24 protein-coding genes are annotated in these 24,037 nt (G+C 60.5%); 23 read left to right on the top strand and 1 reads right to left on the bottom strand.

The window, feature by feature from the left end:
* The first annotated feature begins 22 nt into the window (after positions 1–22).
* From DW037_RS08840 to DW037_RS08745, 20 genes are all read left to right on the top strand, one after another.
* Entirely contained in the window at positions 23–808 is a 786-nt protein-coding gene (locus tag DW037_RS08840; protein WP_089573110.1) for an amino acid ABC transporter ATP-binding protein, read from the top strand.
* 72 nt (positions 809–880) lie between these two features.
* Positions 881–2,296: a M20/M25/M40 family metallo-hydrolase gene (locus DW037_RS08835; protein ID WP_117582990.1), complete on the top strand. Its 1,416-nt coding sequence runs from the start codon at positions 881–883 to the stop codon at positions 2,294–2,296.
* A gap of 231 nt (positions 2,297–2,527) precedes the next feature.
* Entirely contained in the window at positions 2,528–3,595 is a 1,068-nt protein-coding gene (gene prfA, locus DW037_RS08830) for a peptide chain release factor 1 (protein WP_117630042.1), read from the top strand.
* Positions 3,596–4,241: 646 nt separating this feature from the next.
* Positions 4,242–5,492, top strand: coding sequence for a HemK/PrmC family methyltransferase (locus DW037_RS08825; RefSeq protein WP_117630041.1), 1,251 nt, complete (start codon positions 4,242–4,244; stop codon positions 5,490–5,492).
* Positions 5,493–5,560: 68 nt separating this feature from the next.
* A complete protein-coding gene (locus DW037_RS10900) occupies positions 5,561–5,746 on the top strand; it encodes a type II toxin-antitoxin system HicA family toxin (RefSeq protein ID WP_089573106.1) in 186 nt (61 codons plus the stop codon).
* Positions 5,747–5,757: 11 nt separating this feature from the next.
* On the top strand, positions 5,758–6,204 hold the full coding sequence (locus DW037_RS08815) for a type II toxin-antitoxin system HicB family antitoxin (protein WP_117637671.1): 447 nt from the start codon (positions 5,758–5,760) through the stop codon (positions 6,202–6,204).
* A gap of 134 nt (positions 6,205–6,338) precedes the next feature.
* Positions 6,339–7,082: an L-threonylcarbamoyladenylate synthase gene (locus tag DW037_RS08810; RefSeq protein WP_117630040.1), complete on the top strand. Its 744-nt coding sequence runs from the start codon at positions 6,339–6,341 to the stop codon at positions 7,080–7,082.
* 13 nt (positions 7,083–7,095) lie between these two features.
* The gene (glpK, locus tag DW037_RS08805) at positions 7,096–8,637 is read left to right on the top strand and encodes a glycerol kinase GlpK (RefSeq protein WP_117630039.1); all 1,542 of its coding nucleotides are present in this window, start codon (positions 7,096–7,098) and stop codon (positions 8,635–8,637) included.
* Between the two features lie 123 nt (positions 8,638–8,760).
* Positions 8,761–9,408 carry a uracil phosphoribosyltransferase gene (upp, locus tag DW037_RS08800; protein WP_040359658.1) on the top strand — a complete coding sequence of 216 codons (648 nt, stop codon included), beginning with the start codon at positions 8,761–8,763 and terminating at the stop codon, positions 9,406–9,408.
* A gap of 280 nt (positions 9,409–9,688) precedes the next feature.
* A complete protein-coding gene (locus DW037_RS08795; protein WP_035138788.1) occupies positions 9,689–10,000 on the top strand; it encodes a hypothetical protein in 312 nt (103 codons plus the stop codon).
* A gap of 3 nt (positions 10,001–10,003) precedes the next feature.
* Positions 10,004–10,807, top strand: coding sequence for a F0F1 ATP synthase subunit A (gene atpB, locus DW037_RS08790; protein WP_118373198.1), 804 nt, complete (start codon positions 10,004–10,006; stop codon positions 10,805–10,807).
* A 124-nt stretch (positions 10,808–10,931) separates the two neighbouring features.
* On the top strand, positions 10,932–11,126 hold the full coding sequence (locus DW037_RS08785; RefSeq protein WP_022094262.1) for an ATP synthase subunit C: 195 nt from the start codon (positions 10,932–10,934) through the stop codon (positions 11,124–11,126).
* Between the two features lie 15 nt (positions 11,127–11,141).
* On the top strand, positions 11,142–11,744 hold the full coding sequence (gene atpF, locus DW037_RS08780; RefSeq protein WP_006235712.1) for a F0F1 ATP synthase subunit B: 603 nt from the start codon (positions 11,142–11,144) through the stop codon (positions 11,742–11,744).
* The gene (locus tag DW037_RS08775; protein ID WP_006235713.1) at positions 11,734–12,210 is read left to right on the top strand and encodes a FoF1 ATP synthase subunit delta; all 477 of its coding nucleotides are present in this window, start codon (positions 11,734–11,736) and stop codon (positions 12,208–12,210) included. Before atpF ends, DW037_RS08775 begins: the two co-directional genes overlap by 11 nt.
* The gene (gene atpA, locus DW037_RS08770) at positions 12,210–13,808 is read left to right on the top strand and encodes a F0F1 ATP synthase subunit alpha (protein WP_035138794.1); all 1,599 of its coding nucleotides are present in this window, start codon (positions 12,210–12,212) and stop codon (positions 13,806–13,808) included. The genes DW037_RS08775 and atpA overlap by 1 nt, the downstream gene beginning before the upstream one ends.
* A 5-nt stretch (positions 13,809–13,813) precedes the next feature.
* Entirely contained in the window at positions 13,814–14,722 is a 909-nt protein-coding gene (gene atpG / locus DW037_RS08765) for an ATP synthase F1 subunit gamma (protein ID WP_006235716.1), read from the top strand.
* Positions 14,722–16,176 carry a F0F1 ATP synthase subunit beta gene (gene atpD, locus DW037_RS08760; RefSeq protein ID WP_055286334.1) on the top strand — a complete coding sequence of 485 codons (1,455 nt, stop codon included), beginning with the start codon at positions 14,722–14,724 and terminating at the stop codon, positions 16,174–16,176. Before atpG ends, atpD begins: the two co-directional genes overlap by 1 nt.
* A gap of 3 nt (positions 16,177–16,179) precedes the next feature.
* The gene (gene atpC / locus DW037_RS08755) at positions 16,180–16,572 is read left to right on the top strand and encodes an ATP synthase F1 subunit epsilon (protein WP_117630038.1); all 393 of its coding nucleotides are present in this window, start codon (positions 16,180–16,182) and stop codon (positions 16,570–16,572) included.
* Positions 16,573–16,660: 88 nt separating this feature from the next.
* Positions 16,661–17,944: a UDP-N-acetylglucosamine 1-carboxyvinyltransferase gene (gene murA, locus DW037_RS08750; protein ID WP_089573101.1), complete on the top strand. Its 1,284-nt coding sequence runs from the start codon at positions 16,661–16,663 to the stop codon at positions 17,942–17,944.
* 12 nt (positions 17,945–17,956) lie between these two features.
* Complete coding sequence (locus DW037_RS08745; RefSeq protein WP_089573100.1) at positions 17,957–19,192, top strand: LCP family protein; 1,236 nt, start codon at positions 17,957–17,959, stop codon at positions 19,190–19,192.
* Between the two features lie 436 nt (positions 19,193–19,628).
* On the opposite strand, the gene pepT is transcribed toward DW037_RS08745, so the two are convergent.
* A complete protein-coding gene (pepT, locus tag DW037_RS08740) occupies positions 19,629–20,876 on the bottom strand; it encodes a peptidase T (RefSeq protein ID WP_118373196.1) in 1,248 nt (415 codons plus the stop codon).
* 120 nt (positions 20,877–20,996) lie between these two features.
* Between pepT and DW037_RS08735 the strand changes: the two genes are divergently transcribed.
* The 3 genes from DW037_RS08735 to DW037_RS08725 all read left to right on the top strand — a co-directional run bounded on the left by DW037_RS08735 (position 20,997) and on the right by DW037_RS08725 (position 23,881).
* Complete coding sequence (locus DW037_RS08735) at positions 20,997–21,419, top strand: metal-dependent transcriptional regulator (RefSeq protein ID WP_035138800.1); 423 nt, start codon at positions 20,997–20,999, stop codon at positions 21,417–21,419.
* Positions 21,420–21,429: 10 nt separating this feature from the next.
* The gene (locus DW037_RS08730) at positions 21,430–22,323 is read left to right on the top strand and encodes a homocysteine S-methyltransferase family protein (protein ID WP_117766200.1); all 894 of its coding nucleotides are present in this window, start codon (positions 21,430–21,432) and stop codon (positions 22,321–22,323) included.
* Between the two features lie 157 nt (positions 22,324–22,480).
* Positions 22,481–23,881, top strand: coding sequence for a phosphoglucomutase/phosphomannomutase family protein (locus tag DW037_RS08725; protein WP_117630036.1), 1,401 nt, complete (start codon positions 22,481–22,483; stop codon positions 23,879–23,881).
* The last annotated feature ends 156 nt before the right edge of the window (positions 23,882–24,037 follow it).

Raw genomic sequence — 24,037 nt, 5'->3', positions numbered from 1 at the left:
GCGCAAGACGAGGAGAATCATCATGGCAGATACCGCCACTACCGGCACTGCGGCAGCCGTGCAAAACCAAGAGCCGCTTATCCGCGTCGAGGGCCTGCGCAAGAGCTTTGGCTCACTCGAGGTGCTCAAGGGCATCGACCTGTCCGTCAATTCCGGTGAGGTTGTCACCATCATCGGCGCCTCGGGCTCGGGCAAATCGACCTTCCTGCGCTGCCTCAACCTGCTCGAGACCCCGGACGCGGGCCACATCTGGTTCCACGGCCAGGACCTCACGGCCGAGCGCTGCAACATCAACAAATTGCGCGAGGACATCGGCATGGTGTTCCAGGGCTTTAACCTGTTCAACAACATGGATGTGCTCGACAACTGCACGCTCGCGCCCGTCACGCTCAAAAAGATGAGCAAGGCCGAGGCCGAGAAGGTCGCGATGGAGCATCTGACGAGCGTGGGACTCGAAAAGTTCGCGCACGCCGCCGTTGGCCGCCTGTCCGGTGGTCAAAAACAGCGCGTGGCCATCGCTCGTGCCCTATGTATGAATCCGCAGATCATGCTGTTCGACGAGCCGACCTCCGCGCTCGACCCCGAGATCGTGGGCGAGGTGCTCGAGGTCATGCGCAAGCTCGCCGCCGACGGCATGACCATGGTCGTCGTCACGCACGAGATGGCCTTTGCCCGCACGGTGTCCGACCGCGTGGTCTTTATGGACAAGGGCGTGGTGCTCGAGGATGCCGCGCCGGCCGAGCTCTTCGGCAACCCCAAACACCAGCGCACTCGTGAGTTCCTCTCTCGCTATCTCGAGGACAAATAACCGACCGCAAACGCTTACGTTGCAGGGCCGCTCCCGTGGGGCGGCCTTTGTCGTCACAATCGAAAGGATGTCATGGCCGAGGTTTGGCGCTTCTTTGCGCATGAGGACGATTTTGCCGATATAGACGAGGTCAGCGCGTGCGAGCGCTTGGGCCGCGTGCTGTCGTTTCCGACCATTTCGAGCATGGATGCCGAGGCGGTGGACTGGCAGCCCTTCGACGACCTGCGCGCCTATATGCAGCAGGCCTGGCCGCGCGTGTTTGCGGCGGGCGAGGTCGAGCTTATCGACCACTCGCTGTTGGTGACGCTTGTCGGCTCCGACCCTGCTCTCAATCCTGTTATGCTCATGGGCCACATGGACGTGGTCCCCGTGGTGCCGGGTACCGAGGCCGACTGGACGCACGCCCCCTTTAGCGGGCACGTGGACGACACCTACATTTGGGGCCGCGGCGCTATCGACATGAAGGATCAGGTCGCAGGCATTCTCGAGGCGGTTGAGTATGCATTGGCGCACGGTTGGGAGCACAAGCGTTCGCTGTTGCTCGCCTTTGGCCAGGACGAGGAAACCACGCAGTACGGCGCTGGAGCTATCGGCCGCGTGCTCGAGGAGCGCGGTGTTGAGCTCGAGTTCCTGATCGACGAGGGCGACTACCGTATTGTTTCGGCTGCCGAGTACGGCGCGGGCGAGGGCTGGCTTATGCATGCCGACCTGGCCGAAAAGGGCTATGCCGATATCGTGCTCAAGACGAAGAGCGCGGGCGGGCATTCGTCTAACCCCTACGGCGGCACGTCGCTCGAGGTGCTCAGCCGTGCCATCGCCGCAATCTGCGATATCGAGTGGCCGACGCGCGTGACCGATCTGCTTGCCGCGCAGCTTGTCGAGCTGGGGCTCTACACGGCGGATGAGATTGCCGCCAACGGGGGCGCCATTGTCCGCGATTGCCTCGCCAGCAAGAAGCTCTATCCGCTGGTGACGACCACCTGCGCGCCCACGCAGATCGAGGGAGGCAGCGCCGGCGCCAACGTGATGCCGCAGGATATGTGGGCCAACATTAACTTCCGCATGCTCGAGGGCACGAGCGTGGCCGACGTTGTGGCGCGCTGCCGTGAGGCGGTTGCCGGGGCGGACCTTGCCGGTCGTGTCGAAGTGGAGCTGGGCCCCGGCAGCTCCGAGCCCTCGCCGTCCCCGCGCATCGGTGGTCCCGGCCTCGAGGCGGTTCGCTCCATCGCCGCCCGCTATTTCTGCGATCCAAAGGGGACGGAGGAAAACGGATCATCCGAGCCGTTGGCGATTGTCCCCTCGACCGTGATCGGCGCGACCGACGCTGCCAACTACCAGCACATTTGCTCCGAATGCATTCGTTTTTCGGCGTTTGTGGTCGACGATGACGAGTGCGACCGCGGCGTCCACGGCACCAACGAGCGCATCACCCGCCGCGCCTACCTCCAGGGTGTTCGCTTCCTCATCGCCCTGCTCCATACGCTCTAGAATCCGACAAAGGGACTCTCCCTTTGTCGGATTCCGTGCGGGTTGTATGCAGGTTTGCCTGCGCACGCTATCATGTATGGGTTAGACCGCAACTATGTACCCCCATACGCGAAGGGATGCGCATGTATCTGAAGATCGACATGTTCTAGCCGGGCTTTACCCCCGCAGCGGCGCCCCGCGCCCCATCAATTCTGCCGATTTTCACCTTCACGCATATAAAAGGAGTCCGTCATGCGCGACAAGCTCGAAAAGATCATCAAGGCCTACGAGGAGCTCGAGAAGAAGCTTTCCGACCCAGCCGTCGCCTCCGATATCAAGGAGTTCACGCGTCTCAACAAGGAGTACGCGCACCAGTCCGACCTCATCGCTGCCTCGCGCGAGTACATCGGCGCGCTCGATGACATCAAGGCTGCCAAGGAAATGCTCCACGATACTACCGATGCCGATGAGAAGGAGATGCTCCAGATGGACATCTCCGAAAACGAGGCCAAGCTTCCCCAGCTCGAGGAAGACATCAAGTACATGCTCATCCCGAGCGACCCCAACGACGACAAGAACACCATCGTCGAGATTCGCTCCGCCGCCGGTGGCGACGAGGCGGCCATCTTCGCCGGCGACCTGTACAAGATGTATCAGCGCTTCTGCGAGTCGCGCGGCTGGAAGACCACCGTGCTCGACTCCAGCCCCAGCGAGGCCGGCGGCTTTAAGTCCATTGAGTTCAAGGTCGAGGGCGACCGCGTCTACTCCGTCATGAAGTTCGAGTCCGGCGTGCACCGCGTCCAGCGCGTTCCCAAGACCGAGTCCCAGGGCCGTATCCAGACCTCCACGGCAACTGTCGCCGTGCTTCCCGAGGCCGAGGAGATCGACGTCCAGATCAACCAGTCCGACCTGCGCATCGACACCTACTGCGCCTCCGGCCCTGGCGGTCAGTGCGTTAACACCACTTATTCCGCCGTGCGCATCACCCACCTTCCCACCAACACCGTGGTGCAGTCGCAGGAACAGCGCTCCCAGATCCAGAACCGCGAGGTCTGCATGCAGATGCTGCGCGCCCGCCTGTACGAGATGGAGCTCGAGAAGCAGCAGGCAGAGCTCGGTGCCGAGCGCCAGAGCCAGATCGGCCACGGCAACCGTTCCGAGAAGATCCGCACCTACAACCAGCCCCAGGACCGCGTGACCGATCACCGCATCGGCTTCAATTCCACCTACAACGGCGTCCTCCTGGGCGACCAGCTCGGCACGGTCATCGAGGCACTCGCCGCCGCCGAGCGAGCCGAGAAGCTGGCACAGGCTGTCTAGTGGGTTACGGCGTTTTACCAAACGCCGTAACAGCTCGACGCTGCAAACGCCCCTAAGCGGCAATCTGACGTTCAATCGTCGGTCGCGTACCGAAGTACGCTTCCCTCCTCTTTCACGTCACCTTGCTCGCTTAGGGGCGTTTTCGCTGACGTATGCTCAACCTGTGGCGGGGCACTCATTGGGGACAGACTTAAATGAGTAGTCGTTGGGGACGTTCTTAAACGACTAGTCGAATAAGAACGTCCCCAATGACTAGGTTGGGTAAATTACTAATTGAATTTATTTAATCTGCTTTGTTGGAAATTAAGCTATTTACCTGCTTTAAGAAATTATCGGCATTCATCTGCTATTGAAAATATTGCTCCAAAAATCGTCCGAGAAGTCGCGGGGCGATTTTTGATGGGTCGTGCGTCAAGCGATGTGGCAAGTTCTTGGTTAGATATTGGTCAGTTTTGGGGCAACCTTGCCAAAAGCTTGACGAATGCAAATCTAGACGTCGGCGAATGAACACTTTGAGCGAGCCCGGTGCAAAATTCTGGGCTGATTCTCGATAATCGCCTTCAATCGTCCCTTGCCAAGCGCTGGCCTCGCTTACAATCTGCTCCGACATTCGCGCGCCGCCCGGCGCTTAAGAGGGGAGGGCCCCATGGCAAACGAGATCTGGACCATCAAGCGTTGTCTCGAGTGGACCAAGGAGTACCTGGCCGAGCGCGGCGAGGAGCATCCCCGTCTTTCTGCCGAGTGGCTGCTGTGCGCGGCCACGGGCCTGGCGCGTATCGACTTGTATATGCGCATGGACGAGACGCTTAACGCGGCCCAGCTCGAGACCATGCACGCGGCCGTCGTTCGTCGCGCCAAAGGCGAGCCGCTGCAGTACATCACCGGCAGCACGCAGTTTCGCATGATTGACGTCGCGTGCGCTCCCGGTGTGCTCATTCCGCGCCCCGAAACCGAGATGCTCGTCGAGGAAGTCCTCAATTATCTGGATGCCGAGGTGCTGAGCCCCGAGGCCGCTGCCCGTCAGCGTGTTGAGCTGCCTTGGAACGATGAGGTCGAGCAGGCCCGCAAAGCTGAGGCGGCGCTGGCCGACGAACGCGCGACCGCCGAGCGCCGTGCTGCCAACCTGACGGCCGCCGATGAGGCTGCGCTGGGTAGCGACGTGCTCGGTAGCCGCGCCTATGCCGAGGAGCTTGCCGATCGCGAGGCCGAGGAAGCCGCCGCGCAAGCAGCAGAAGCCGAAGCCGCAAAAGCCGCCGAGCCCGAGCTCGACGAATACGACATCGCCATCGAGGGCGCCGACCAGGAGACGGTTTCAGCTCAGGATGCCGCTGTGCCTGCCCCAGCCGAGCCCCGCACTGCCCGCGTTCTCGAGGTCGGCTGCGGCACGGGCTGTATCTCGCTCTCGATCGCCTGGGAGCGTCGCGGCCACGTCACCTGCACTGCTACCGATATCGAGCCGCGCGCCATCGACCTTGCTACCAAAAACCGCGATGCGCTTGGTCTCGCGTCCGACGAGGTCGCCTTCAGCCTCACGAACCTGGTGAGCTCCATTCCCCGTGAAGAGTGGGGCACCTTTGACGTACTCGTCTCCAACCCGCCCTACATCCCCACCGATGTCATGCGCTCGCTGCCGCACGAGGTCAAGGACTTTGAGCCCGATCTGGCGCTCGAGGGTGGCGCCGACGGCCTCGATATCTTCCGCCGCCTGCTCAACGCGGCGCCCTACATGTTGCGCGCTGGCGGCCTCTTTGCCTGCGAGCTCTACGAGGGCGCGCTCGACGCTGCGGCCGAGCTCTGCCGCCAAGCGGGTCTGTCGGACGTGCGCATCGTCCACGACCTCACCGATCGCCCCCGCATCGTCCGAGCCATCGTCACCGAGCCCAAACAGCGCCAGTAATATTTATTAACTGGTTAGCAAAAATTATAAATTAGTTTATAATTAGGACGGCTGAAAGAGGTCGGCCCATGCAACCTCCTACCTTTCGGGAAATCATTGCCCTACTCAAGCACGATGGATTCGTGAAGGTCGCGCAAGTCGGTAGTCATGCTAAGTATGTTTCTGGTGACCGTGTTGTCACCGTGAACGGCTCTGGTGGTGATCGACCAAAGAAGGGCACGTGGGCAAGTATTCGTCGCCAAGCTGGATGGTAGTTGGAGGCAAAATGAGGCAGCGATTTACCTATGACTGCGTTCTCATAAAAGAAGACGACGGTTACTGCGCCAGCTTCCCGCAGATTCCCGGCGCCTTTGCCGATGGCGATACGCGCGAAGACGCGATTGCCCATGCCACCGAGGCACTGATGGCGTTTTTGGCCGACGACCTCAACAACGGTTTGACTCCGGCGGGGTACGAACGCTCGGCCGAGGTCGTGGCCCTTTCAGTCGAAATCGACCACGAGGACGCTCGGGAAGCGGCGTGCCGAACATTTAAAGACGCAGCGCTGGACCTCAAAGTCTCCGCTCCGCGGATTACCGCGCTGGTCAAAGCCGGAAAGCTCGATGTTGAACTCGTCGACGGCCGTCGGATGATAACGATAGACAGCATCGAGCGCTACGCCGCCCAAGAACGCCACGCCGGCAGGCCAAAGAAGTTCGTCGCAGTCCAATAACCCCCTCACTTTCACCGACTACTAGAGCCGCTCACCAAACCAACATGCGCTCTGGGCAAATAGGTTGAACGTTTCGTGCGAGAATGCCCCACAGTAAACAAACTTGCACCAGAGCGTAAGGGGCTGGCATACACATGCAGACGGTCTATCGGGTATACGAGGGAACGCGCGAGCCGCATCGGCTTGCCGTCGAGCGCACGGCCGAGGTGCTCGGCCGCGGCGGCCTGGCTTTGATCCCGACCGAGACCGTCTACGGTGTCGCCGTGGCAGTCAACGCCTTCTCGGACGCCGTGCCCCAAGATACAAGCGAATTCCCATCGTGGCCGCGCGATCCGCAGGCTGCCGTCAATGGCGCCGCAGTTCCTGCGCTCGGCACCGGCTATCGCCGTATCTTCACTCTCAAGCAACGTGAACTCACGCAAACCGTCGCTTGGCTGGTCGATGGCGTCGAAGCACTCGACCGCTATGGCGTGGATATCCCGGAAGAGGCCCGCGTGCTTGCCCGACGATGCTGGCCGGGCGCCCTGACTATCGTGGTCAAGGCGGCCCCCTGCGTGCCGACCTTTATGCGCGCCGCCGACGACACGGTGGCACTTCGCGCTTCGGCCTCGCCCGTGGTGCAGGCGCTCATCCGCGCCTGCGGCAGCCCTCTTGCCTGCACCAGCGCTAACACGCATGGCGCGCCCTCGCCGGCAAGCTTTGCCGCCGTCGAGGGTCGCATCCTGGAGGGGGTCGATGTTGCCGTCGACGCCGGTGAGACCCCGTGTCGCGACGCCTCGACCATCGTGTCGTTCCAGCACGGCGGGCTCCAGATCCTGCGCCAAGGCGCACTTCCCGCATCAGAGATCGAACGGGTCCTGTCCGACCCGATGCAATAGAAAGGTGTAAGCGATGTCGTTGAATCTGGGCAGCCTGGGCATGGAAGATGCCTCGTTTAACTTTGGCGGTTCCTACATCATGGCGCTCGACTGCGGCACCACCTCGGTACTTGCGACCATCGTCGACGAGTACGGATGCATCGTCGCGCAGGCACGTCGCAGCGTCAAAACCAGTTTTCCGCGTCCCGGTTGGGTGGAGCAAGACCCCATGGCGGTCCTTGCCAGCCAGATCGCCGTCATGATGGAAGTCCAGTTTAAGAGCGGTATCCACTCCGACCGCATTGCCGCCATCGGCATCTCCAACCAGCGCGAGACCACGGTGGTCTGGGACCGCGTGAGCGGTCAGCCGATCTATAACGCCATCGTGTGGCAGTGCCGCCGTACCGCGCCGGCAATCGACGCGTTGGTTGAACAGGGTTGCGAGGAGCTGGTGCGCTCCCGCACGGGACTCACGCTCGACCCGTATTTCTCGGCCTCCAAGGTGCAGTGGATTCTCGACAACGTCGACGGCGCACGCGAAAGCGCGGCGGCGGGCGACCTCATGTTTGGCACCATCGACACCTGGCTCATCTACAACCTCACCGGCGGCCAGGTCTTTGCCACCGACTACACCAATGCCAGCCGCACGGCACTCTTTAATATCCATACGCTCGATTGGGACGACGACCTGCTGGCACTCTTTGACGTTCCACGTTCCATGATGCCCGAGGTTCGCTGGAGCTCGGGCGACTACGGCCGCGTCGCGAGCGACATCATGACCAACATGCCGCCCATCATGGGCGTGGCGGGTGACCAACAGGCGTCGCTGTTCGGCCACTGCTGTTTCCGTCCCGGCCAGACCAAAAACACCTATGGCACGGGTTGCTTTATGCTCATGAACACCGGCGACGAGATCGTCGAATCCAAGAATGGCCTGGTCTCCACCATCGGTATCGCTGCGGACGGCAAAGTCAGCTATGCGCTCGAGGGCTCTATTTTTGCCGCCGGCTCAACGATGAACTGGCTTCGCAACAACATGGGCATCATCTCGAGCGTGAGCGAGTCGGCACAACTCGCTGCTTCGATTAGCGACAACGAGGGCTGCTACTTCGTTCCCGCCTTTGCGGGTTTGGGTGCTCCCTGGTGGGACCCGCATGCTCGCGGTATCGTGTGCGGTCTGACCGGCGCCTCGAGCCGTGCGACCATCGTACGTGCCGCCTGCGAATCCATGGCATATCAGAGCTACGACGTGCTGCGCGCCATGGAGCAGGACGTGGGGCTTTCGATTGAGCGCCTGTCTGTCGATGGCGGTGCCTCGCGCAACGAGTTCATCATGCAATTCCAGGCCGACCTGCTGGATATCCCCGTGCTGCAATGCGAGACGGTGGAGACCACGGCAATCGGTGCCGCGTACTTGGCGGGTCTTGCCGTCGGCTATTGGGAAGACCTGGAAGAGCTGGAGCAAAATGCCCAGATCGTTAGGACCTTCCTTCCCCACATGTCCGCCGAGCGCCGCGAGCAAAACCTTGCGGGCTGGCGTGATGCAGTCAGGCGCTCGCTCAGCACCTCACAGTAGGGCTGCGATGGGCTGCTCGATACAACAAACCGCTAAACTAATGCATGGCGTGCGGCGGCAACATTGCTGCGCGCCTTGTCAGCAAGGCCGTTTTGCGGCCGCAACGAAAGGGGCAATCAATCCATGACCGTCACCTACGATGCGTCCCGTGTGACGCTTGTCGATCACCCGCTCGTCCAGCACAAGCTGTCGATCCTGCGCGACAAAAACACCGGCACCAACCAGTTCCGCCAGCTCGTGCGCGAACTCGCGCTTTTTGACGGCTACGAGGCCATGCGCGACCTGCCTATGGAAGACGTCGAGGTCGAGACCCCCATCACTACCGCCACGTTCAAACAGCTTGCCGGCAAGAAACTCGCCATCGTGCCCATCCTGCGTGCGGGCCTTGGCATGGTCGACGGCATCCTCGACCTGGTGCCCTCCGCTCGCGTGGGTCACATCGGCATGGAGCGCGACGAGGTCACCCACGAGCCGCACGAGTATTACTGCAAGATGCCCAAGGATATCGACCAGCGCATCTGCCTGGTCGTCGACCCCATGCTTGCCACGGGCGGTTCGGCCGAGATGGCCATCAGCTACCTGCGCGAGCGCGGTGTCAAGGACATCCGCATGCTGTGCATCGTCGCGGCCCCCGAGGGCCTCAAGTCGCTGACCGAGAAGGACCCAGATGTGCATATCTATACCTGCGCCATCGACGACCATCTCAACGAGGCTGCCTACATCGTTCCCGGCCTCGGCGACGCCGGCGACCGCATCTACGGCACGCTCTAGTCGCTGGGCTAAACGGCCGCGGCTGCAAATACGAAGAAACGGTGCGCGCGGACGAACAAAAGGCGACCGCGCGCACTCCTGTTAACGGACGTTTTGCCCTGCAGGGTTCGAGAAAAACGTATTACCGTACCTGCGGCATAAAGAAGGTCTTAAGAAAACGAACAGGTGCGTATTAACCGATGCTTTTTCGGTTGTACTTTAGCGATTGGCTCGTACAATAGTCACCAATGTTTGGCGGGAACTGTTCTGTGAAGCGTTAAAAAGGAAAGTGAGGACGCCAGTGTTTCAGATAGCCGATCTGCTCGCTATCGTTGCAGGCGCCATCGCGGGCGCAATTGCCTTCCTTCCCTTTGTCTTTACGCTCAAGCCGGTTCTTGACGATAAACAGAATGCGGACATGCTCAAGGGTATGGTGAGTCTGGCGGTCTCGGCAATCGCCCTGCTCGTCTTTACCTTGGTTGTGTTTGTGTTGTTCGGAGAGGCATTTCGCATGTTCCTCCTGGGCGAGGCGATCGGCTTCGTGGCCTTTATGGCCGCCTGCGCGGTTCGTGTCGCCAAGGCGCTGCGAGATCCTCATGAGGTCGAAAGGTAAGTCGTGGAAATTTTTGAAAAGCTGCCTGATGAGATTAATCCTCTGGTCAGCGAGTTCAGCTCCACCCCTGTCGTGGGCGATCTGAGCTGCGGCATCACGCAGTACTCGTTTTGGCTGATCGTCTCCACGATCGTGCTCCTGATCGTCCTGGCCGTGTTCAAGAAGAAGCAGACCCTGGTTCCCAAGGGCTTCTTCGTCAACGGTTTCGAGTACATCATCGAGTACGTCGAGAACGATATCGGCAAGGGTGTCGTGGGTGAGAACTGGAAGAAGCACTTCCCGTTCCTGTGCTCGCTTTTCCTGTTCATCCTGATCAATAACATGATCGGCCTGATTCCGGGAATGAAGCCCGGCACCGGCGCAATCGGCTCCACCGCCGCGCTCGCCATTTTCGCCTTCGTGTACTTCATCTACTACGGATGCAAGGCTCACGGCGTGATCGGCTACATCAAGAGCCTCGCCCCGCAGGGCGTGAGCTTCCCGATGAACGTGCTCGTGTGGGTCGTCGAGCTTTTCTCGACCTTCCTGCGCCTCATCACGCTCGCCGTCCGTCTGTTCTGCAACATGTTCGCAGGACACGTGGTCATGGGCTCGTTCGCCATCATGGCGAGCATGTTCATGCAGCCGCTGCTTCAGCAGGTTTCCGCGGCCCACGCCGTTGGCGCCCTGCCTTCGCTGGCCTGGCTTGCCATCCTCATCCTGATCTATGCGATCGAGCTTGTGGTCGGCGCCATCCAGGCTTACGTCTTCACGGTCCTTACCGCCGTGTATGTCTCCGAGGCAGAGGAGGTCGCGGAGGAGGAGTAGTTTTCCGTTCGCGCCTTAAAGGTAAGGTAATTCGTTAAACCGCCGGTGCCCGTACCCATGGAGCCCGGCAGTTATAAAAAGGTTATCCTGCGTGAAATAAGACACGCACGACAAAGGAGGAATCGTGGGAGTTATCGGTTACGGTCTCGGTGTTATCGGCGCTGGTCTTGCTATCGGCCTGTCTGCTCTGGGTGCTACGGGTGCTATGGCCCGTCAGCCTGAGGTCCAGGGCCGCGTGTTCACCGTCTTCATTATGGGCTCCGCCTTCGGCGAGGCTCTGGCTCTGATCGGCTTCGTTGTCGCGCTGATCGTTAAATAGCACGGAGCGTCAAGTATGAATCTTTCATCCCAGAAGAGCGCGATCGCACTCTCCGCGTCCGCGGCCGCGCTGCTCATGCCGGTTTCCGCGTTCGCCGAGGACGGCGCTGCCGGTGCGGACATCCTCATCCCTAAGATGGCGGAGTTCATCCCGGCGCTTATCGCCTTCCTGATTATCTGGATCGTGCTGGCCAAGGTCGCCCTGCCGGGCATCATGAAAACCATGGAGGAGCGCGGCAAGAAGATCGAGGAGAGCCTCGACGAGGCCGAGAAGACCAAGCAGGAGGCTATCGCCAAGCGCGCTGAGTCCGACTCGATCGTCACCGACGCCCGTCGTCAGGCTGCCGACATCGTTCTCGAGGCCCGTAAGGACGCCGAGTCCGAGCGCGCCCGTATCATCGAGGCTGCTCACAAGGAGGCCGAGGAGATCATCGCCAAGGCCCATACGACCGTCGAGGACGAGCGCAAGTCCATTTACGCCGGTGCCGCGAGCTCCATCGCCGACCTGTCCGTTGCCGTCGCCACCAAGATCGTGGGCGAGGCACTCGAGGACGATGCCGAGCAGAAGAAGCTCATCGAGCGCTACATCCAGGAAGCAGGTAGCCTGAATGCCGACTAGCCGCTATCAGGACAAGGTGCTCGAGACCTACGCGCGCTCCCTTCTGGAAGCCGCTAAGGCCGAGAACCATGTGTTCGAGGACCTCGAGATGATCGAGCGCTTGGCTTCTGCCAGCCCCGAGATCATCGCCGTGCTCGACACCATGTCCAAGCGCGACCAGCTCGACCTTCTTCCCAAGGTGGCAGCTGCCTTTAAGTATGTTGCCGAGGAAGACGAGGATGTAGTGGGCGTGACCGTCACCACGGCGATCCCGCTCGACGACGAGCTGCGTCAAACCATCACTAAGAAATGCGAGCAGGACTTCGGCCGCAAGGTATTCCTTATCGAGCAGGTCGACCCGTCTATCGTGGGCGGCCTGGTGCTCGAGGCCCGCGGCGAGCGTCGTGATATTTCCGTCAAGACGCAGCTGCGCATCGCGCAGGAGACCCTCGCAAACTCTGCTAATTCGTACGGAGGTGAAGCCTAATGTCCGAAACCCTCAATGCCCAGGATATCGCCAAGAAACTGCAGGAGCAGCTCACGAGCCTCTCCGCGACGGTCGATACGCATGAGGTTTCAACGGTCGACGAGGTAGGCGACGGCATCGCGCGCGTCTCCGGCCTCAAGAGCGCCATGGCAGGCGAGCTTCTGGAGTTCAAGAGCTCCGATACCGGTGAGACCGTCTTCGGCCTTGCCCAGAACCTTGACCGTGACGAGGTCGGCGCCGTTCTGTTCGGTGCCGTCGACTCCATCAAGGAAGGCGACGAGTGCCGCACCACTGGCCGCATTATGGATATCCCCGTGAGCCGCGCCATGCTCGGCCGCGTCGTCAATCCGCTCGGCCAGCCCATCGACGGCCTAGGCGACATCGTCGCTACGCACCGTCGCCCCATCGAGTTCAAGGCCCCCGGCGTCATCGACCGTACCCCGGTGTGCGAGCCGGTTCAGACCGGTCTGCTCGCTATCGACTCCATGGTGCCTATTGGCCGCGGTCAGCGTGAGCTCATCATCGGCGACCGTAAGACCGGTAAGACCGCCATCGCCATCGACGCTATTCTCAACCAGCGCGGCAAGGGCATGGTCTGCATCTATGTCGCCATCGGCCAGAAGGCCTCCACGGTTGCCAACATCCGCGAGACCCTCGCTCAGCACGGTGCGCTCGACTACACCATCATCGTTTCGGCCACCGCTGCCGATTCCGCCCCTATGCAGTACATCGCGCCTATGGCCGGTGCCGCTATCGGCGAGTTCTTCATGTACAACGGCGAGGACGGCAAGCCCGCCAGCGAGACCAACCCCGGCGGCCACGTGCTCGTCATCTACGACGACCTGTCCAAGCAGGCTGTGGCCTACCGTCAGATGTCGCTGACGCTGCATCGTCCGCCCGGACGCGAGGCCTATCCTGGCGACATCTTCTACCTGCACTCTCGTCTGCTCGAGCGTGCCGTCAAGATGTCCAAGAAGAACGGTTACGGCTCCATGACGGCACTGCCGATCATCGAGACCCAGGACGGCGACGTCTCGGCCTACATTCCGACCAACGTCATTTCCATTACCGATGGTCAGATCTACCTGCAGTCCGAGCTCTTCTTCCAGGGTCAGCGCCCGGCAGTCGACGTGGGCATCTCCGTGTCCCGCGTCGGTGGCGATGCGCAGACCAAGGCCATGAAGCAGGTCGCCGGCAACCTCCGTCTGGACCTCGCTTCGTACCAGGAGCTCGCTGGCTTTACGCAGTTCGGCTCCGACCTCGACGAGGCTACTCAGAAGCAGCTGACCCATGGTGCTCGCATGACCGAGCTCCTGAAGCAGCCGCGTTACAAGCCGTTTGAGGTTGGCGAGCAGATCGTTACGCTGTTCGCTGGCAACGAGGGCTTCCTGGATGACCTGGAGATCGCCGACGTGCTGCCCTTCCGTGCCGAGCTCATCGAGTACATGGACAATGGCTTTGGCTCGCTGCTCGACAAGGTTCGCGCCAAGAAGATCGATGATGACACCAAGGCTGAGCTCTTGCGCGTCATCGGCGACTTCAAGCAGCAGTTCATGGCCAAGCACCATTCGGATGTTTCTGGATCAGAGGAGAACTAAGCCCCATGGCCAACCTTCGCGACATTAAGAAGCGAATCTCCTCGGTTACCACGACCAAGCAGATCACGCGCACGATGGAGATGGTCTCTACGGCCAAGATCCGTCGTGCCCTCGATCGCTCCAAGCAGGCCGAGCCCTATAAGGAGGCGCTGACCGACGTCATGTTGACGGTCGCCGGCGACGCCTCCTGTTCGGGCACCGATCCCATGCTGCAGAAGCATGAGAGCGTCAAGCATGGCCTGATTGTCGTTATTGCCTCGGACCGCGGCCTTGCCGGCGGTTTCAATACGACGGTGGAGCGCACGGCCGAAAAGCTCGCCGCTTCTTGGGCGAACGACGGCATCGAGTGCGAGATCATCGCGTGCGGGCGTAAGCCGGCCACGTATTTCCGTGACCGCGCAAACGTTGTCATGCACTTTGAGGGCAACTCCTCTGAGCCCGATTTCAATCAGGCCCGCATGATTTCCTCTCATATCTGCGATGCGTATCGTGCCGGTGAGCTTGACCGTGTCGAGCTTGTCTACCACCACGCCAAGAACCGCGTGGATCAGGAGCTTCGCGTCGAGCATCTGTTGCCGCTCGACCCCGAGATGATCGCTATGGCCCACGGTCCGCGTAAGAACGAGACCGACGCCCCTAAGCGCATCTCGTCCACGTTCGAGTTCGTGCCCTCTCCTGAGCATGTTCTCGGCAAGCTTGTGCCGTCTTATATCCTGACGGTCATCTACCAGGCCCTGATCGATTCGGCGGCTGCCGAGCAGGGTGCACGCCGCAAGGCCATGCACTCCGCGACGGAAAACGCCACCGCGATCATCTCGACCCTTACCCGCACGTATAGTCGCGTGCGCCAGGCTTCGATCACGACCGAGATTAACGAGATCGTCGGCGGAGCCTCAGCATTGGAGGAACAGTAATGGCTAATAACACCGTAAAGCTTGCGGTCGAGGAAGCCACCAAGAAGACGACTGCCGGTGATGGTCGCATCGTGCGTATCATCGGCCCTGTCGTCGACGTCAAGTTTGACGGCGCGGTGCCCCCGATCTACAACGCGCTCACGGTCGAGGCCGAGACCCCGATCGGTCATCTGAGCACGATCCTCGAGGTCGAGAGCCAGCTTCCGGGCGGCGTCGTCCGCACGGTCGCCATGTCCTCGACCGACGGCCTGCAGCGCGGCCTCATCGCTACCGATACCGGTGAGCCCATGAAGATGCCCGTTGGTCCCAAGACGCTCGGTCGCATTTGGAACGTCATGGGCAAGCCCGTCGACGGCAAGCCCATGCCCGAGGTGGAGGAGTTCTACCCCATCCACCATGCAGCGCCCCGCTTTGACGAGCTCACCACCAAGACCGAGATCTTCGAGACCGGCATCAAGGCCGTCGACCTGCTCGAGCCCTACATCCGTGGCGGCAAGACCGGCCTGTTCGGCGGCGCCGGCGTTGGCAAGACCGTTCTGATTCAGGAGCTCATCAACAACCTCGCCCAGGAGCACGGCGGCACCTCGGTGTTCACCGGCGTCGGCGAGCGTACCCGCGAGGGCACCGACCTTTATCTCGAGATGAGCGAGTCTGGCGTTATCGACAAGACCTGCTTGGTCTATGGTCAGATGAACGAGCCGCCTGGAGCGCGTCTGCGCATCGGTCTGGCTGGCCTTACCACCGCTGAGTACTTCCGCGATCGCGGCCAGGACGTTCTGCTGTTCATCGACAACATCTTCCGCTTCTCCCAGGCCGGTTCCGAGGTTTCCGCACTGCTGGGTCGTATGCCGTCCGCCGTCGGTTACCAGCCTACGCTGGCTACCGAGATGGGTGACCTCCAGGAGCGCATTACCTCGACCAAGACGGGTTCCATTACCTCCGTCCAGGCTGTCTACGTCCCTGCAGACGACCTGACCGACCCGGCGCCTGCCACGACGTTTACGCACCTGGACGCCACTACGGTTCTTTCGCGTAGCATTTCGTCGCTCGGTTTGTTCCCGGCTATCGACCCGCTCGCGTCTTCCTCCGACGCTCTCGATCCCTCGATCGTCGGCGAGGAGCACTACCGTGTCGCCGTCAAGGTCCAGGAGCTCCTGCAGGAGTACTCCGACCTTCAGGACATCATCGCCATTCTGGGTATGGACGAGCTGTCCGAGGAGCAGCGCCTTACGGTCAACCGTGCCCGTAAGATCCAGCAGTTCCTTTCCCAGTCCTTCCACGTCGCCGAGAAGTTCACCGGCAACCCCGGTGTCTACGTCCGCGTCGAGGATACCGTCCGCTCCTTCGCCGAGATTGTTGACGGCAAGGCCGATGACCTGCCCGAGCAGGCATTCCGCTATGCTTCCACGATTGAGGACGTGCGCGAGCGCGCCCGCAAGATGGGGGAGAAGTAGGTTATGCGTATCCGCATCGTGTGCCCCGTGAGCTGCGCCTATGAGGGCGACGCTGCGTTTGTGTCGATTCCGTCCACGGATGGTGAGTTTGGCGTTCTGCCTGCTCACTCCAGCGAAATCTGCACAATCGACCGCGGTTACGTTCGCGTTTCCGATAAGGCCATGGGCACTGTCGACCACACGTTTGCCGTGGCCGGCGGCTATGCCCAGGTTGCGGACGATGTCGTGACCGTCCTCGCCGAGCGCGCTTGCGATTTGGCGACCGTCGACGCCGATAAGGTTAAAGCTGATATTCAAGGTTTTGAAGAGAAGCTGGGTAATTTGTCGGAGGATGATGCACGCCGCGCCTACCTCTATAATGAAATCGCATGGTGTAAGCTCAAGCTTGCCCAATAGTCAAACGTTTTAGCGTTCGACCATTTGCGAACACATCATGCCCGGGATGGCCCAGCCACCCCGGGCATGCTTTTTGAAAGGGTAGACCTTGGATATTATCCGCGTTGAGGGTGGCCACGCCATCGGAGGTTCCGTGCCTGTTTCGGGCGCCAAGAACTCCGCGCTCAAACTCATGGCGGCAACGCTTCTGGCGCCGGGCAAGACGACGCTGCAGAACGTGCCTGATATTTCCGATGTCCACGTGATGGGCAAGGTGCTCAAGGGTATGGGCGCCACGATCGATGTTCTCGACGAGCACACGCTCGAGATCGATACCTCCCAGGTCGATTCTTGGGAGGCGCCCTACGAGCTCGTTGCCAAGATGCGTGCTTCCACCGCCGTGATGGGACCCCTGCTGGGCCGTTTCCATCGCGCCAAGATCGCCATGCCCGGCGGCTGCAACCTGGGCGCTCGCAAGATCGATATGCATATCTTGGGTCTTGAGGCCTTGGGCGTTGAGTTCGATACCGCCCACGGCTATATCAACGCCAATGCGCCTCAGGGCCTGCGCGGTACCACCGTCACGCTCGAGTTTGCCAGCGTCGGTGCAACCGAGAACCTCATCATGGCCTCTGTGCGCGCACAGGGCACCACGGTTATCGACAATGCCGCCCGCGAGCCCGAGATCGTCGATCTCGCTAACATGCTCAACGAGATGGGCGCCAAGATTGTTGGCGCCGGTACGCCCGTCGTGACTATCGAAGGCGTGGAAGAGCTCCATCCCGTTATCCATCGCGTGGTGGGCGACCGCATCGAGGCCGGTACCTTTATCGTCGCCGGTGCGTTGATGGCGGACGATCGCGGTGTCGATGTCACGGGCTTTTGCCCCATTCATTTGGGCATGGTGCTCAAGAAGATGGAGCTCATGGGTATCGACTGCGAGCGCGTCGAGGATGGCGTCCATGTGAACCGTGCCGAGCGTATCAAGCCGGTCGACATCCAGACGCTTCCGTTCCCCGGTTTCCCGACCGACATGCAGGCGCAGATTATGGTGCTCTCCGCCCTTGCCGACGGCAGTTCCGTTATTACCGAGAACATCTTCGAGAATCGCTTTATGTTTGCCTCTGAGCTGGTGCGCATGGGTGCCGACATTCGTATCGAGAGCCATCATGCCATGATTCATGGCGTCAAGGGCTTCTCGGGTGCACAGGTTACCTCGCCCGATCTGCGCGGCGGAGCGGCCCTCGTCGTAGCGGGCTTGATCGCCGACGGGACGACCGAGGTTTCGGCTATCCATCACATCAAGCGCGGCTACGAGCAGTTTGTCGAAAAGCTGCAGGCGCTCGGCGCGCATGTCGAGCATGCTACCGTCCCCGATCCCGTCATCTACTAATACAGGTTGCCTATGTTTAATAAAAAGCCCCTCGCAGATACCACCACCCGAAGACCCTCAACTGGTGCGCAGGCCAAGATCTACAGTCGCGATAACGTGGCTCGCTATTCCGAGCGCGCTCGCCAACGTCGTCGTAGCCACACGATTCGTCACGTCGCGCTCATTGTCGTGCTTGGCGTGCTGTTGAGTGCCACTACCGCTGCCGGCCTGTGGTTTGCCACCATTATGGGCAAGCTCGGCGATTCTAATGTCATTACCGACAATCTGCGTCGGGTTCTGGTTGACACCGATGAGGCAAAGGATCCGTTCTACGTGCTGCTTCTTGGTACCGACGGCCGTCCGGGCGAGGATACGTATCGTGCCGACTCGATTATCCTGGCACGCATCGACCCCACGCAAAAGCAGGCGACGCTCATTTCCGTTCCGCGCGACACCAAGGTCGAGTACAAGGGCGAGACCATGAAGATCAACGCCTGCCATACCGTTGGCGGCGCCGAGGCCATGGTCGAGGCGGTCAACGAGCTGTGCGGTGTTCAGATTTCCCACTATGCCGAGGTCAGCTTCGACGGTATGCAGGCGCTGATTGATTCGGTTGGCGGTATCGACATTAACGCAACCGATGATGTTGACGACCCCGAGCACCTGGATATTAAGATTACCGCTGGCCAGCAGCATATGGACGGTGCCACCGCCCTTACCTATGCCCGCTGCCGCTACACCTATGCCGACGGCGATTACACGCGCATGCGCCACCAGCGTCAGGTGCTTGGCGCCCTTGCCAACCAGATTCTCAATAACTTCGATGCCACGAAGATCTTTGGCCTGGTTAATTCGCTGTCCGATATGCTCGTAACCGATATGAGCGTTCAGGATATCGTGGCTACGGTCAACGCCATGCGCGGTATGGATGTCGACGGTATCTACTCGGCCAACCTGCCCTCGTACGCCGACGACAGCACCATGATCGACGGTGTGAGCTACGTCTTTGTCTACGAGGACGAGCTCAAGGAAATGATGGAGCGCGTCGATGCTGGCAAGGATCCCAAGGGTCCCAACACCATGGGTCTTTCCGACGGTTCCAGCTCTACGATCGGCGACCTGAACAACAACACGTCTGACGATTACGCAAACGGTACCGCAACCTCATCGGTCAGCTCTGACGATTCCGATGACTCAAGCGATTCGAGCGATTCGGACTACTACGAAGAGCCCACCGGCGACGGCAACGGCTACGAGGCCAATTATTAGGGTTACGCGGGCTTACCAGCCCGCGTAACCAGTTGACGCTGCAAACCCGCCAGAGCGGCAATCTGCCTTTCAACTTCGGCGGCATGATCAAAAGATCAATGCCGCCTCGTTTCAAGGCACCTTGCTCGCTCTGGCGGGTTTTCGCTGTCGTTGCCAAAACATCGGCGTTGCCTTGGTCCGGACTAGTCGTTGGGTAGTCATTGGGGACGTTTTTAAACGACTAGTCAAACAAGAACCTCCCCAATGACTACCCACAAAGCGAGAGTGGATGTCGTCATTTTGCGGCACTTGGGGACGTTCCTTTTGTGCCGGCAGTTTGGGACACTCCTTGCGTTAAGAGGCTGGCGTGCGTCAACCTGTTCTCATTGCAGCAAAAAATCGCCCCGTTCTTGGTTGAGGACGGGGCGATTCGTCTTTTTGACTTGTGCAGCCAGGCTTATGCAAAGCGGGCGACGAGCTCCTGGAGCACGTCGGTCATCTTGACGAGCGAACTGACCGGGACGAATTCGTTGACGCCGTGGTAGCAATAGCCGCCGGTGGAAAGGTTGGGGCAGGGCAGACCGCGGAACGACAGCTGCGCGCCGTCGGTGCCGCCGCGAATCGGCAGCACTTGGGGCTCAACGCCGCAGGCAAGGTAGGCTTCCTTGGCAACATCAATAAGCTCGGGAAAGTCACAAACGATCTCGGCCATATTTCGATACTGCTGCTTAATCTCGACTGTCACGCGCTCCTCACCCAGACGCTGGTTGAGCATCGAGGCGGCGGCATCAATAAGGTCGAGTTTCTGCTGGAACTTGGCGGCGTCATGGTCGCGGACGATATAGCGCGCTGTGGCGTGATCGACGGTCGCAGATACACCCTCAAGGTGATAAAAGCCCTCGTAGCCTTCCGTATACTCCGGACGCTGCACGTAGGGGAGCAACGCGTTGAAGTCGCAGAACAGATTGCCTGCGTTGACCATACGGCCCTTAGCGTCGCCCGGGTGGATGGACTGGCCCTCAAAGCAGACGGTCGCCTCGGCGGCGTTAAAGCACTCCCACTCCAGCTCGCCGATGGGGCCGCCGTCGACCGTGTAGGCGTACTTGCAGCCAAAGGTATCGATATCCAGCAGCTCGGCTCCGTGGCCGATCTCCTCGTCAGGGCAGAAGCAAATGCCGAGTGCGGGATGGGGCAGAGAAGGGTCCTGAGCGATACGCGCGACAAGCGACATGATCTCGGCGACGCCTGCCTTGTCGTCCGCGCCCAGCAGCGTGGTGCCATCGCTGCAGACCAGGTCCTCACCCGCGAGGTCGTTCAGGGCGGGAAGCTTGGCGGTGCTCATGGCAACGGGCTTACCGTCAACCGTGCCGCAGACCAGGTCGCCGCCCTCGTAGTGTACGATGTGCGGCTTCACGCCGGCGCCCGGTGCAACTTCGGTGGTGTCGAGATGGGCGATCAGGCCCAGGGCGGGCTTGTCCTCAGCGCCCGCACTTGCGGGGATATGCGCGCAGACATAGGCGTGCTCGGTCACGTGGGCATCTTCCGCACCAAGCTCGCGCAGCTCTTCAGCCAGCACGTTGGCAAGGTCAAACTGAACGGCGCTCGAGGGTACCTGGTCGCAGTTTGCATCCTCGGACTGCGTGTTGATCTGGACGTAGCGCAAAAAGCGCTCGAGGACATCGGGGTTCGTGGTGGTGTTTTCCATAAAGACCGCTCCAATCTTGGTCGTCGTGTGCAACAAGAACTCTAGCACGGTATGCCACGGCATACCGCGACGCTTGGATGGGGTAGAATCAGCCAATGAATGCAGAAGGGACGGAAGATCATGGATACGACAAATAGCTCGCGCGAACTACATCTGACGGTGGCGAACGAAGACTACTTGGAGTGCATGGTTCGCATTGAAAGCGAAGAGGGGGAAACCAACGGCGTGCGATCGGTCGACATCGCGCAGCGCCTTGGCGTCTCCAAGGCATCGGTCAATAAAGCGGTTTCGGCGCTCAAAGCATCCGAACTTGTCGAGCAATCGCACTACGGCAAGGTAGTCCTGACCGATCGCGGCCGCGAGGTTGGTACGGCTATCTGGTACCGTCATCGCCTCATCCGCACGTTTTTGGTTCAGGAGCTCGGTGTCGAATTTGAGCGAGCCGATTCCGAGGCCTGCATGATGGAGCATGCGCTATCCGAGGACACGATGAACCGCTGGCTCGCCTATCTCGAAAAGCAGGGAATCAGCGTCGAGGAATAGCGGGATATATATGGATACGAGTTATTACAACCGCTTTGGTGCCGAGGAACTTACGCGCCGCTTGTCGAGCGAGACCTTGTTGGCGCAGGGCCCCATGGGCAGTGTTCTGTTGAGTGAGTACGATGCCGCCGACATTCCACCGGCGTTTTGGAATCTGGCAGAGCCGCAGACCGTTTCTCGTATTCATCGCTTGTATGTCGCCGCCGGCGCGCAGGTGCTCATTACCAACACCTTTCAGGCATCGAGCTATGCCCTCAAGCACGATCAGATTGCGCCGTCCGTGGCGGAGGTCAATCGCGGGGCCGTCGACGATGCCCGCCAGGCGCACCCTCAGCTGCTACTGGGCTCGATGGGCCCGATCGGTATTGAGTGGTTTGCCGAAGACTCTGTCGAGTATCGTGAAATCCGAGGCATTGCGCGCGAACAGGCGCACGCCTTGCTCAATGCTGGTGTTGACGGTCTGCTGATCGAGACGGTGACGTCTATCCGTAATTTGCAGCCCACGCTTGCCGGCGCCCGAGATGCCGCCGACGGCATGCCTGTCCTGGTGAGTTTTGTCGTTGACGATAAAGGCGACCTGTTGGGCGATGGCCTCAACATCGAGGCAGCCGTTTTGTACGCCGAAAAACACGGCGCAAACTCGGTTGGTGTTAATTGCTGTTCGCTTGCGGCCGCGAACGCGGCGGTGCCCAGGATGGTTGCATCGGCGACTACTCCCGTCACGGTGCGTCCCAACGTAGGCGATCCGGTCCAGACTCAGGATGGCCCCGTATGGCACGAGAACCCCGAAGCTTTCGCGCGCGCATGCATCGAATGGAGACATGCCGGTGCCGCAATGGTGGGCAGTTGCTGTGGAACCACGGCAATCACTACGGCAGCGATGGCCGAGGCGCTCGATATATAAAGGGCAAAACCGCTCCATACGGGGCGGTTTTTTATTGCCTGCATGTCCTCGGCAGCATTTGCCCAAATGGTGAATGCTGGTACCGGCAGGTTGCCGGGTGCGTGCTGCGGGTATACCTCATGCGTACCATGATCCAAACACTGCGAGGTGTCTGCGCGTGTGCGCGATAATTCATTTTGGAACTGACGGTTGGCGCGCTCGCGTCGATGAGGACTTCACTGCCGATAACGTTGCCCGTATCGCCGATGCCGTCGGCGAGTTGTGGCAAAAGACCAATCCGGGCAAAACGGTATATATAGGGTTCGACACTCGGCCCTTAGCGCGCGAGTTCGCTGAGCTTGCGGCAGGCGTGCTTGCCGCTCACGGATTGGACGCAGTGCTCGCATCTCGGCCTGTTCCGACCCCCGCCCTTACGTGGGCGGCGGCGTATGACGGCGAGGCCTGCGGTGCGCTCATGGTGACGGGGTCCCATCATCCGCAGGGTTATCTGTGTCTCAAGATTCGCATGGGTGACGGCTCGACCGCCAACCAGGATGTCATCGAAGAGCTCGAAGAGACCATGGCTCCCGAGCCAATGGGGATCGAGGGGCAATATCGCACCGCGGATATCATTCCTGACTATATGCAAGCGGTGGCATCGTTTGTCGATGCCGAAGCCATCCGCGCCGCGCACCTGCGCGTGGTTGTTGACCCCATGGGCGGCGCAGCCCAGGGCTATCTAGCCGACTTGCTGCGCGAGCTTGGCGTTGAGGTGCACGAGATTCACGCCGGGCAGGCGCCTGACCAAGAAGATATCTGCCCCGACCCCGTTGAGCCGTGGGTGGACGCTTGCGAGCATACGGTTATCGAGGACGGAGCTTGCGCTGGCCTGGTGACCGACGGCGACGCCGACCGTATCGGCGCGGTTGACGAGCGCGGCAGATATATACATCCGCATCAGATCATGGCGCTCGTTTTGGGCGACTTGGTTCAATTTCGTAATTTGGAGGGACGCGTCGTCGTCAATCTTTCGTGCTCGACGCTCGTGCGTCGCATTGCCGAGGCGCTTGGCTGCCGCGTGACCGTCAAACCAGTCGGTTTCAAATATATAGCGGCAGAGATGAAGAAGGGTGGCGTCCTCATAGGCGGCGAGGAAGCCGGTGGTATCGGCATCGCCGCGCATATGCCCGAGCGCGATGGAATCCTCGCCTGTCTGATTCTGTGTGAGCTTATGGCAAAGACGGACGCGCCTTTGGGCGTTCTGGTCGACCAACTCGAGGACAGTTTTGGTAAGACGAGTTACGGTCGACGCGATTTGCGCCTTGAGGCCGAAGATGCCGAAACGTTACGAACCCTGCTGCCGGGCGTAAACCCCAAGTCGATTTGTGGCAAGGTGCCGCAAAACGTTAGTCATATGGATGGCTTGCGTTTAGCATTCGAGGATGACACGTGGCTGCTGGTCCGTCCTAGCGGGACCGAACCAGTGGTGCGCGTCTACGCCGAGGGGTTCTCGGTGGAAGAACGTGATGAGTTGCTCGATGCTGGCTGTGCTTTAGCTAGGGGAACGTATCCGCTTTAACCATGAGACTGCCTTATATAAAGAGATGCTCGGTGAGCGGTAGTTAACGGCTGGCAAACGTTAGTCGGATCCCAAATTGTGTAGGAAATGTGTACGCCCAGATTCCCGCCCCCGGCGCCCCTCCGGTCTGGCAATATATCTCCTTGCCGCGCGGCC

The organism is Collinsella sp. AF39-11AT, from assembly GCF_003474585.1.
In the GTDB taxonomy this organism is placed as follows: domain Bacteria; phylum Actinomycetota; class Coriobacteriia; order Coriobacteriales; family Coriobacteriaceae; genus Collinsella.
The sequence above is the reverse complement of the archived record's forward strand: the minus strand, read 5'-3'. Positions and strand labels throughout refer to the sequence as shown.

Coding starts and splice junctions, on each gene's coding strand:
- DW037_RS08810 (WP_117630040.1), top strand. CDS start 6,339: ATGCAGACGGTCTATCGGGTATACGAGGGAACGCGCGAGCCGCATCGG.
- DW037_RS08730 (WP_117766200.1), top strand. CDS start 21,430: ATGGATACGAGTTATTACAACCGCTTTGGTGCCGAGGAACTTACGCGC.
- atpD (WP_055286334.1), top strand. CDS start 14,722: ATGGCTAATAACACCGTAAAGCTTGCGGTCGAGGAAGCCACCAAGAAG.
- DW037_RS08745 (WP_089573100.1), top strand. CDS start 17,957: ATGTTTAATAAAAAGCCCCTCGCAGATACCACCACCCGAAGACCCTCA.
- upp (WP_040359658.1), top strand. CDS start 8,761: ATGACCGTCACCTACGATGCGTCCCGTGTGACGCTTGTCGATCACCCG.
- atpA (WP_035138794.1), top strand. CDS start 12,210: ATGTCCGAAACCCTCAATGCCCAGGATATCGCCAAGAAACTGCAGGAG.
- DW037_RS08735 (WP_035138800.1), top strand. CDS start 20,997: ATGGATACGACAAATAGCTCGCGCGAACTACATCTGACGGTGGCGAAC.
- pepT (WP_118373196.1), bottom strand. CDS start 20,876: ATGGAAAACACCACCACGAACCCCGATGTCCTCGAGCGCTTTTTGCGC.
- DW037_RS08835 (WP_117582990.1), top strand. CDS start 881: ATGGCCGAGGTTTGGCGCTTCTTTGCGCATGAGGACGATTTTGCCGAT.
- DW037_RS10900 (WP_089573106.1), top strand. CDS start 5,561: ATGCAACCTCCTACCTTTCGGGAAATCATTGCCCTACTCAAGCACGAT.
- atpG (WP_006235716.1), top strand. CDS start 13,814: ATGGCCAACCTTCGCGACATTAAGAAGCGAATCTCCTCGGTTACCACG.
- atpF (WP_006235712.1), top strand. CDS start 11,142: ATGAATCTTTCATCCCAGAAGAGCGCGATCGCACTCTCCGCGTCCGCG.
- DW037_RS08840 (WP_089573110.1), top strand. CDS start 23: ATGGCAGATACCGCCACTACCGGCACTGCGGCAGCCGTGCAAAACCAA.
- DW037_RS08775 (WP_006235713.1), top strand. CDS start 11,734: ATGCCGACTAGCCGCTATCAGGACAAGGTGCTCGAGACCTACGCGCGC.
- DW037_RS08825 (WP_117630041.1), top strand. CDS start 4,242: ATGGCAAACGAGATCTGGACCATCAAGCGTTGTCTCGAGTGGACCAAG.
- prfA (WP_117630042.1), top strand. CDS start 2,528: ATGCGCGACAAGCTCGAAAAGATCATCAAGGCCTACGAGGAGCTCGAG.
- atpC (WP_117630038.1), top strand. CDS start 16,180: ATGCGTATCCGCATCGTGTGCCCCGTGAGCTGCGCCTATGAGGGCGAC.
- glpK (WP_117630039.1), top strand. CDS start 7,096: ATGTCGTTGAATCTGGGCAGCCTGGGCATGGAAGATGCCTCGTTTAAC.
- DW037_RS08815 (WP_117637671.1), top strand. CDS start 5,758: ATGAGGCAGCGATTTACCTATGACTGCGTTCTCATAAAAGAAGACGAC.